At 73.5% G+C, this 8,378-nt stretch carries 9 protein-coding genes; 2 read left to right on the top strand and 7 right to left on the bottom strand.

Translation table 11 applies throughout. The annotated features are described in order from the left end of the window. Together AC13HU_RS25280 and AC13HU_RS25275 are read left to right on the top strand one after the other, a co-directional pair. Positions 1-1,066, top strand: a 1,066-nt coding sequence (locus AC13HU_RS25280) for a right-handed parallel beta-helix repeat-containing protein (RefSeq protein WP_483044240.1), incomplete at its 5' end; no start/stop codon positions are given. A gap of 161 nt (positions 1,067-1,227) precedes the next feature. Beyond that, positions 1,228-2,220, top strand: coding sequence for a methyltransferase (locus AC13HU_RS25275; protein ID WP_483044241.1), 993 nt, complete (start codon positions 1,228-1,230; stop codon positions 2,218-2,220). A 208-nt stretch (positions 2,221-2,428) separates the two neighbouring features. Here AC13HU_RS25275 and AC13HU_RS25270 read toward each other — a convergent pair whose 3' ends face one another. The 7 genes from AC13HU_RS25270 to AC13HU_RS25240 form a co-directional block, all read right to left on the bottom strand. Continuing rightward, positions 2,429-2,755 (bottom strand): TcmI family type II polyketide cyclase, encoded by a 327-nt coding sequence (locus AC13HU_RS25270; protein WP_483044239.1) that lies wholly within the window; start codon positions 2,753-2,755, stop codon positions 2,429-2,431. A 6-nt stretch (positions 2,756-2,761) separates the two neighbouring features. Continuing rightward, on the bottom strand, positions 2,762-3,268 hold the full coding sequence (locus tag AC13HU_RS25265) for an SRPBCC family protein (RefSeq protein WP_483044238.1): 507 nt from the start codon (positions 3,266-3,268) through the stop codon (positions 2,762-2,764). Positions 3,269-3,327: 59 nt separating this feature from the next. Continuing rightward, positions 3,328-3,612, bottom strand: coding sequence for an acyl carrier protein (locus AC13HU_RS25260; protein WP_483044237.1), 285 nt, complete (start codon positions 3,610-3,612; stop codon positions 3,328-3,330). A gap of 13 nt (positions 3,613-3,625) precedes the next feature. Next, positions 3,626-4,885, bottom strand: a complete 1,260-nt coding sequence (locus AC13HU_RS25255) for a beta-ketoacyl synthase N-terminal-like domain-containing protein (protein ID WP_483044236.1) — start codon at positions 4,883-4,885, stop codon at positions 3,626-3,628. Further along, on the bottom strand, positions 4,882-6,234 hold the full coding sequence (locus tag AC13HU_RS25250; RefSeq protein ID WP_483044235.1) for a beta-ketoacyl-[acyl-carrier-protein] synthase family protein: 1,353 nt from the start codon (positions 6,232-6,234) through the stop codon (positions 4,882-4,884). The genes AC13HU_RS25255 and AC13HU_RS25250 overlap by 4 nt, the downstream gene beginning before the upstream one ends. Next, a complete protein-coding gene (locus AC13HU_RS25245) occupies positions 6,231-6,689 on the bottom strand; it encodes a cupin domain-containing protein (RefSeq protein ID WP_483044234.1) in 459 nt (152 codons plus the stop codon). The genes AC13HU_RS25250 and AC13HU_RS25245 overlap by 4 nt, the downstream gene beginning before the upstream one ends. 67 nt (positions 6,690-6,756) lie before the next feature. Further along, complete coding sequence (locus AC13HU_RS25240) at positions 6,757-7,965, bottom strand: SchA/CurD-like domain-containing protein (RefSeq protein ID WP_483044233.1); 1,209 nt, start codon at positions 7,963-7,965, stop codon at positions 6,757-6,759. Positions 7,966-8,378 lie beyond the last annotated feature (413 nt).

Below are 8,378 nucleotides of genomic sequence, written 5' to 3'. Positions count from 1 at the left end.
GGCGGCCTCCTTGCGGGTGGTGCACCCGGGGGAGTCGATCCAGGCGGCGGTGGACGCGGCCGCGCCGGGCGACACCGTACTGGTGCTGCCGGGCACGTACCGGGGCAGCGTCCAGATCAGCACGCCGGACGTGACGCTGCGGGGCACCGGCGCGGGCAGCACCGTACTGGCCCCGGCCACGGCGGCGTCCGCCCCGAACAGCAAGACGAGCACCCCGACCGGCACCGCGACCAGCACCGGCATCCCGTCCAGCGCCGGCACCGGCACCGGCGCTGGCACCGGCACCAGCGCCGTCGCCTGTGCCGGGGCCGGCGACGGCCTCTGCGTCACGGGCGCCGCCGGCGTGCGCGTCGAGTCCCTGACGGTCACCGGTTTCGCGAAGTACGGCCTCTGGGCCACCTCCGCCGACCGCCTCACCGTCAGCCATGTGCGGGCCGACGCCAACGGCCAGTACGGCATCGGCCAGGAGAAGTCGATCCGTTCGCGGTTCACCGCCAACGAGGCGAGCGGCAACGGCGAGGCGGGGCTGTTCGTGGCGAACGTCGTCTCCGAGGAGGGCGGCGCCACCGACACGCAGGGCACCGAGATCCGCGGGAACTCGCTCACCGGCAACCACATGGGCCTGGTCGTCCGCCGGCTGCGCCGCGTCACCGTCGACGCCAACACGATCTCCGGCAACTGCGCCGGCGTCTTCCTCGTCGGCGACGAGAACACCCCGCGCGCTGGCGAGATGACGGTCACCGGCAACACGGTCGACGCGAACAACGCCTACTGCCCGGCCAGCGCCCGCCTGCCCTACGTCCAGGGCTCGGGCATCGTGCTGACCGGCGTGGAGAACACCGTGCTCAGCGGCAACGAGGTCTCCGGCAACGTCGGTGCCTCCCCGCTGTCCGGCGGCGTCGTGCTCTTCCCGAGCTTCGCCGGCAAGCCCAACTCCGGCAACACCGTGCGGGACAACACGCTGCTGCACAACGGCCCGGCCGACCTCGCCGACCGCGACCACGGCGCCGGCAACACCTTCACCGCGAACGACTGCCAGGTCTCCCTGCCCGCGGGCCACTGCTGACCTGCGGTGCCCGAATCCGCCATGACGCCACGAGAAAGGGCGGCACCATGACGACCACCCCGGACACCGAGGCCCAACAGGCGCGCCAGGCGCCCGGGTCCGACCCTGCCACGGCCGAAGCCGCCGCCGAAGCCGCCGGGGCCGGCGCGGGAGCCGCTTCGATGCGGCTGCGCGAGATCGTCTTCGGCGCCGCCTGCGCCGCGGCCGTACGCGCCGCCGCCCGCCTGGGACTTCCCGACGCCCTCGGCGAAGACCCCCGCACCGCCGAGGAGTTGGCCACCGACCTCGACGTACGACCCGAGCCGCTGCGCCGGCTGCTGCGCGCGCTCGCCTGCTACGGGGTGTTCGCCGAGGCCGCGGACGGCCGCTTCACGCACACCGACATGTCACGGCTGCTGCGCGAGGACGCGCCCGGCAGCCTGCACCACATCGCACTGTGGTGCACCGAGCCGTGGACCTGGGACGCCTGGCCGCGCCTCGACGAGGCGGTCAGGTCCGGCCGGGACGTCTTCACCGACCTCTACGGCAAGAGCTTCTTCGAGTACCTGCACACCGATGCGGCCGACTCCGCCCGCGTCTTCGACCGCGCGATGACCTCCTCCAGCCGCCAGGCGGCCCGCGATCTCGCCGCGTACGTCGACCTGACCGGCGTCCGCAGCGTCGCCGACATCGGCGGCGGCCAGGGACTCGCGCTCGCCGGGCTGCTGGAGAAGGAACCCGGCCTGCACGGCACCCTGTTGGACCTGCCCGACGTCGTCGCCCACGCCGATCCCCGGCTGCGGGACGGCGGGGCGCTCGCCGACCGGGTCCGGCTCGTGCCCGGCGACTGCCGCACCGAGATCCCGGTCCGGGCCGACCTCTACGTGCTGAAGAACATCCTCGAATGGGACGACGCCAGCACCCGCGCCACCCTGCGCAACGTCGTGGCCGCCGCTGACCACGGCGCCCGGGTCCTGGTGATCGAGAATCTCGTCGACGACAGCCCCTCCATGCGCTTCACCACCGCGATGGACCTGCTGCTCCTGCTCAACGTCGGCGGCGCGAAGCACTCCCGGGCGAGCATGACCGCGCTCATGGCCGAGGCCGGCCTCCCCGTCACCGCGGTGCGACCGGTCAACCCCCAGCTTCACGCGTTTGAATCGCGGGTGAACTGACCCTCCGGGGTGGGTGGTTCTGTCGGTTCCAGGACCACCCACCGGTGGGGGCTTGTCGCGCAGTTCTCCCCCCTGGCTTCGCCGGGAGGTGCCCCCACCCCCAGAGCTTCGCCTGGGGGTACCCCCAGCGCCCCTGACCTTGTGCGGCTCCTCCGTGAGGAGAGGGCCGCCGGCCAAGGGGCGTGGGGGAACTGGTCGGGCGGAGTGCCTACCCTCGGTCCCAGCGGTAGAACTCCTGGGCCATCGCGTCCTTCGGCTCACGCCAGTTCACCGGGTCGTAGGCCGACACGTAGGGTGCCAGCGCCGTGCTGATCCGGCGGAACTCGGGGTGCCCGGTGTGCTTGGCGACTTCGGGCCCCGGCGGCCGGTCGGCCTCGATCAGGTGCAGGTAGAGGTCGTCGTGGAACCGGAAGAGGCTGCGCCCGGTGACGCCGATCAGCCCGGGCAGTTCACCGCGGTCCGACGCGGCGAACTCCTCGGCGACGGCGGCCGCGGCATCCGGCTCCATCCGGGCCACGATGAGGCTGCGGTGCATGCGTACTCACGCCCCCTCGGCGGTGCGCGGCGGCATCGCGGACAGCCCGCGCTCGGCGGCCTGCTTCTCGACGCGCTCGCGGATGCGTTCCATCTGGACCACGGAGTTGCGGTTGATCAGGTCGGTCATGGTCGCGTCGTCGACCGGCGCGGTCGGCTTCATCGCGAAGTCCTGCACCCACCGCATGGAGGTGCCGCCGGGCACCTCGGCGTACTCCCAGTGGATGTCCATGTGCTCGAACGGGCCGGTCTCCACCCGCCGGGCGCGCACGGTCAGCTTGCGGCGGTCCATGACCCGCTCGGAGACCCAGCTCCAAACGGTGCCGTTCTCGTCGGGGTGCATGGTGAGCCGGAAGGTGACCTTGTCGCCGTCGCGCTCCATGATCTCCACGGCGGCGTACTCGCTGAACAGTTGTGTCCAGTTCTCCAGGTCGTTGGTGAGGTCCCAGGTGAGGTCCACCGGGGCGGCGATGGTGATCTCGTTCTCGGTGTGCCCTGCGGTCGATGCTGCCATGAGCTGTGCTCCTTCTCGTACGGTGCGGGGGCGGGTGCCGGCGGGGGTGCCGTTACGGGTCAGGCCGCGGCGGCGTTGAGCTGGGAGTTGACGCTCGCCAGGAACTCGTGCGGGGTCTTGCAGGTCTCCGCCTCGTCGCCGATCGTGCGGCTGTAGCGCTTCTCCAGCTCGGCCACGATGCCCAGCAGCCCCAGCGAGTCGAGGTTGAACTCCTCGAACGTCGTCGCCGGGTTGGACGCCATCTCCGACGGGTCCACCGACAGCCCGGCCCGGTTCTTCATCAGGTCGGACAGCTCGTCGAAGGTGACGGGGCCGTCCGCGGTCGCGTTCATCCGTTCGTTCATGGGTACTTCTCCTTCAGTGGGGGGAACGGGGGGACTCGGGCGCGCGCAGCACCAGCGCCGCGTTGCAGCCCATCAGCCCGCGGCTGAGCACCAGCGCGGTGCGCAGCGGTGCGGTGCGGGCCTCGCCGGTGACCACGTCGAGGTCGTGCCGGACCTCGGTCACGTTCGGGGTGGGCGGCACCACGCCGTGTTCGAGGGCGAGCACGGCCGCGGCGGCGTCCAGCGCCGAGGCGGCGGAGTAGGCGCGGCCGAACCCGGTCTTGGGGGCGGTGACGGGCACGGTCGCGGCGCGCGGCCCGAGCGCGTCGGCGATGGCGAGCGCCTCGGCCTGGTCGGCCTCGGGCACGCCGAGCGCGTCGGCGAAGACCACGTCCACCTCCTCGGGCGCGCAGCCGGCCTCCGCCAGCGCGCCCCGCGCCGCCCGCGCCAGGCCCTCCCGGGAGTGCCGCCAGCCGCGGGTGCCGGTGAAGGTCGCCGCGTGCCCGGCGACCACCGCCCGTACCCGCGCGCCGCGCCGCCGGGCCGCCGACTCCTCCTCGACCACGAACATCGCGCCGCCCTCGGCGGGGGAGTAGCCGCAGGCGTCGTCGGTGAACGGCAGGTAGGCGTGCCGCGGGTCGGTGGCCAGACTCAGCTCGTCGTAACCGAGTTGGCACACCACGGAGTACGGCGCGAGCGGGGCCTCGGTGGCGCCGACCACCATCGCGTCGGTGCCGCGCCTGATGGTCCGGCTCGCGTGCGCGAAGACGTCCAGGCCGCCCGCCTCGTCGTCGGCGAGCACCCCGCACGGCCCCCGGAAGCCGCCGCGGATCGAGACCTGGCCGGTGCTGGCCGCGTAGAACCAGGCGATGGACTGGTACGGGCCGACGAACTGCGGCCCGCTGCTCCACAGTTGCTGTAGCTCGCGCTGGCCGAACTCGCCGCCGCCCGAACCCGCCGCGGTGACCACGCCGATCGAGAACGGGGAGTCCGGGTCGGCCGCCAAGTGGGCCTCTGCCAGGGCGAGTTCTGCGGCCGCCATGGCGAAGTGGCTGAACCGGTCGGTCTGTACGAGGAAGCGGTCCTCGACCAGCCCGGCCGGGTCGAAGCCGTCCTCGACCTGGCCCGCGACCTTCAGCGGCAACCGTTCGCAGCCCTCCCGGCGGACCGGGCCGAGCACCGAACCGCCCAGCTGCACCGCCTTCCAGAACGCCTCGGTGCCCACGCCGTTCGGGGCGACCACGCCGATCCCGGTCACCACCGCCTGCCCGCGACCGCTGCCGGACCCGCTCATGACGTGCTCCTCTCGGCGTGTGCGAGCACCACCGCGGACTGGAAGCCGCCGAAGCCGCTGCCGACCGACAGCACGGACCGCAGCCGGACCGCTCGCGCGGTGCGCGGCACGTAGTCCAGGTCGCAGTCCGGGTCCGGGGTCTCGTAGTTGGCGGTCGGCGGCACCACGTCGTGCGTCAACGCCAGTGCGCATGCGGCGAGTTCGATCGCCCCGATGGCGCCGAGCGAGTGCCCGACCATGGACTTGATCGAACTCATCGGCACCGTGCGCGCGTGCTCGCCCAACGAGCGTTTGACCGCCGCCGTCTCGTGCCGGTCGTTCTGCTTGGTGCCGGAGCCGTGCGCGTTGACGTAGTCCACGCCGGTCCGGTCGATCCGCGCGTCGGCCAGCGCCCGGTCGATCGCCTCGGACATCTCCCGGCCCTCGGTGGTCAGTCCGGTCATGTGGTAGGCGTTCCCGAACGTCGCGAAGCCGCGCAGCTCGCACAGGATGCGGGCGCCGCGCCGCCGGGCGTGCTCCCACTCCTCCAGCAGCAGCACCGCCGAGCCCTCGCCGAGCACGAAACCGTCCCGGTCCGCGTCGAACGGGCGGGAGGCGTGTGCCGGGTCGTCGTTGCGGGTGGAGGTGGCCTTGATCGCGTCGAAGCAGGCGACCGTGATCGGCGAGATCGGCGAGTCCGCCGCGCCGGCCACGATGATGTCGGCCTTGCCCTCCTGCACGGCGTGGAAGGCGTGGCCGACCGCGTCCAGGCCCGAGGTGCAGCCGGTGGAGACCGTCTGCACCGGGCCGTGCGCGCCGATGTCCTCGGCCACTTCGGAGGCGAGCGCGCTGGGCTGGAACGCCCGGTGCAGATGCGCGCCGGCCTCCTGCGGCGACACGTCCCAACGGCTCCCGGACGCGCTGACCTTGACGTAGTCGCGCTCCAGCCGGGTGGTGCCGCCGACCGCCGAGCCCAGGCACACCCCGACCCGCCACGGGTCCTGCGCGGCGAGGTCGAGACCGCTGTCCCGGATCGCCTCGCGCGCCGCGGCCAGTGCGAACTGGGTGTAACGGTCGGCGCGTTCGGTCTGCTCGGCGCCGAGCCCGGCCGTCTTCGGGTCGAAGTCGCACTCCGCGGCGATCCGGGAGCGGAAGCCGGCCGGGTCGAAGAGGCTGATGCCGCGGGTGGCGGTACGGCCGGAGGTCAGCAGGTCCCAGAAGGCCGGCACGCCGATGCCGCCGGGGGCGACCACCCCGAGGCCGGTGACCGCGACCCGGCGGTCCCCGTTCGGGTGGTTTCCGTTCGGTCGGCCGCCGTTCGGGCGGTTCGGGTTCGGGTTCGGGCCGCCGCGCCCGTCGGGGCGGTTCATGCCCGCGCCTTGGCCGGGTCGGGAGGCGCCGAGGTGGCCTTGCCGGCCGCCTTCGCCGCGCCCTCGGTCTCCTCGGTCTCCTCGGTGTCCACATGGCCCAGCTCCGGGCGGGGCGCGAGCGGGCCCAGGTGGAAGACCATCCGCGCTTCCGTGTCGCCCACGTTCCGGAACCGGTGCCGCATGTCCACCGGGATCAGCAGGCCCTGGTCCGGCCGCAGCGGGTGGCTCGCGCCGTCCAGGTCCACCTCCATCTCCCCGTTCAGCACGAAGACGAACTCCTCGGAGTACGGGTGGTAGTGCTCGCCGATCCGCTCGCCCGGCTGGATGATCGCCACGCCCATGAAGCCGCTGGTCGCGCCGACCGACGCGGGCGTCAGCAGAGCCCGCAGGTCGCCGCCGCGACGGCGGTTCGGGCTGGTGTCGTCCAGGTGCACGAGGCGCACTTTGTTCGTCATTGCGGCTCCTTCGGGGCGGGGGTGAGGTGTTCTGCGGGCGTTCTGCGGGCGGTACGGGGCTGCTGCGTCACCGCGAGGTGCGGTCCGTGACGGGGGTCATGGGGTGGCCGCCGTGGCCGAGCCCGGTGGGGTCGGCGGGCTCGCCCGGGACGAGGAGTTCGCGCAGCACGTCGGTCGGGCCGTCCGCGGGGACAGGTGCGGCCGGGCCGTCGGAGGGGAGCCCGTGGATGTCGATCACGCGGACCACCGTGTCGTCGCGCTGGAAGACCGTGGCCGCGGCCAGCGGGTGCGTGGGGTCGGCGGCGGCCGCGGCGTCGAGGGCGCCGAGCAGCCGGGCCGCGTCGGCGCCGTGCCCGGGCCGTACCGGGTAGAAGAACGCCTGCCGGGTCAGCGGTTCGCCGCTGTCGGTGCCGGGCGCGGCGGCCGGGTCCGTCTCGTGGCTTGCCGCGGGCAGCGCCGCCCGGGCGAAGAAGGCCCGCGCCGAGGAGGGGGCGGTGAGGTCGCGGTCCTCCTCCAGGTAAGGGTTGATCGCCTGTTCGACGGCCCTTACCTCCGGCTGCGCCGCCACGTGCCGCAGCGCGTTGCCGAGGTCTCCCGTCACCTCGACCGCCCGCACCACCCTGTTGCCGTACATGAACAGCGACGTCCGCAGCAGCCGCGTGGTGTCGTCCACCTGGGCCTGCGGCGCGCGGTAGTCGGACAGCAGCTTCGCCACCGCCTCCTCGCTGCCCGGCTTCACCGTGAAGGTGATCGCGTGCCGCACCACCCCGCCCGAGCACAGCGGCGGCGCGGGCACCGGGTCGAGCCCGGCGGCAGGCGTGGCCGCGACGGGCGCCGCCGACGGCTTCGCCGGGGCCTGCGCGCTCTGCGCGCTCTGCGCGCTCTGCGCGCTCTGAGCGCCCTGCGCACCCTGTGCGCCTTGTTCCGGCGTCTCGCGCGTGATCAGGAACCGCAGCGACCTGGTGTCCCGCACGCACCCGTGCAGCGGCTCGACCATCTCGCGGTGCGCGGCGCTCTCCACCCACTCCAGGAACGGCTCGCTGCCCTCCCACTCGCTGGTGATCAGCCACTGCGAGGAGTTCCCGAGCGACTGGCAGAGCTGGTCGCTGATGTGCCCGGGCACTGCCGCCACCTGGTGGCGTATCTGCTCGTACGCCTCCAGGAAGCGCTGTTGTCTGCCGTCCAGCACGTCCAGCAGCAGTACGACGCGCAGCCGGGCCGTGCCGGGTACGGCGGAGGAGGGGGACGGGGCGAGCCGGTCGTCCAGAGTCGTCACGGAAGATCGTTCCTCTCGGGTGGGGCGGGTGCCGACGGCCCGCGGGCCGAGTCCCGTGGTGGGGAGCCCTGCGGTGGTGCCGTTGCCGGGGCGCGGCCGCAGAGCCTTGAGCCCCGGGGCCGCCGCCGGGCGGTGATGCCTTTCGCATATGCGTGAGGCCGTATGCGCGCGGCGGGACCGCCTGTTTCCGATGCTCAGGCCCGGGCGGGAATCGTGCGCGGCACGTGAGGCGGCCGAGTGAAGCACCGCCCGGCCCGGCCCGCGGAACGCCTCGGCAGGGAAAGCAGCTAGTGCCGCGACCGGCAAGGTTTGCCCGGTAGCGAGGTGTCCTGGCATGTGTGGCCGCAAGGCGGCCGGACGCCCTCGTAGTGGGCCTCCTCGGGCTTTCGGCCAACGCGGCGGACGCGCGTGCC

It is taken from the genome of Streptomyces sp. NH27, assembly GCF_056859195.1.
This window is presented reverse-complemented; position numbering and strand designations above follow the sequence as displayed.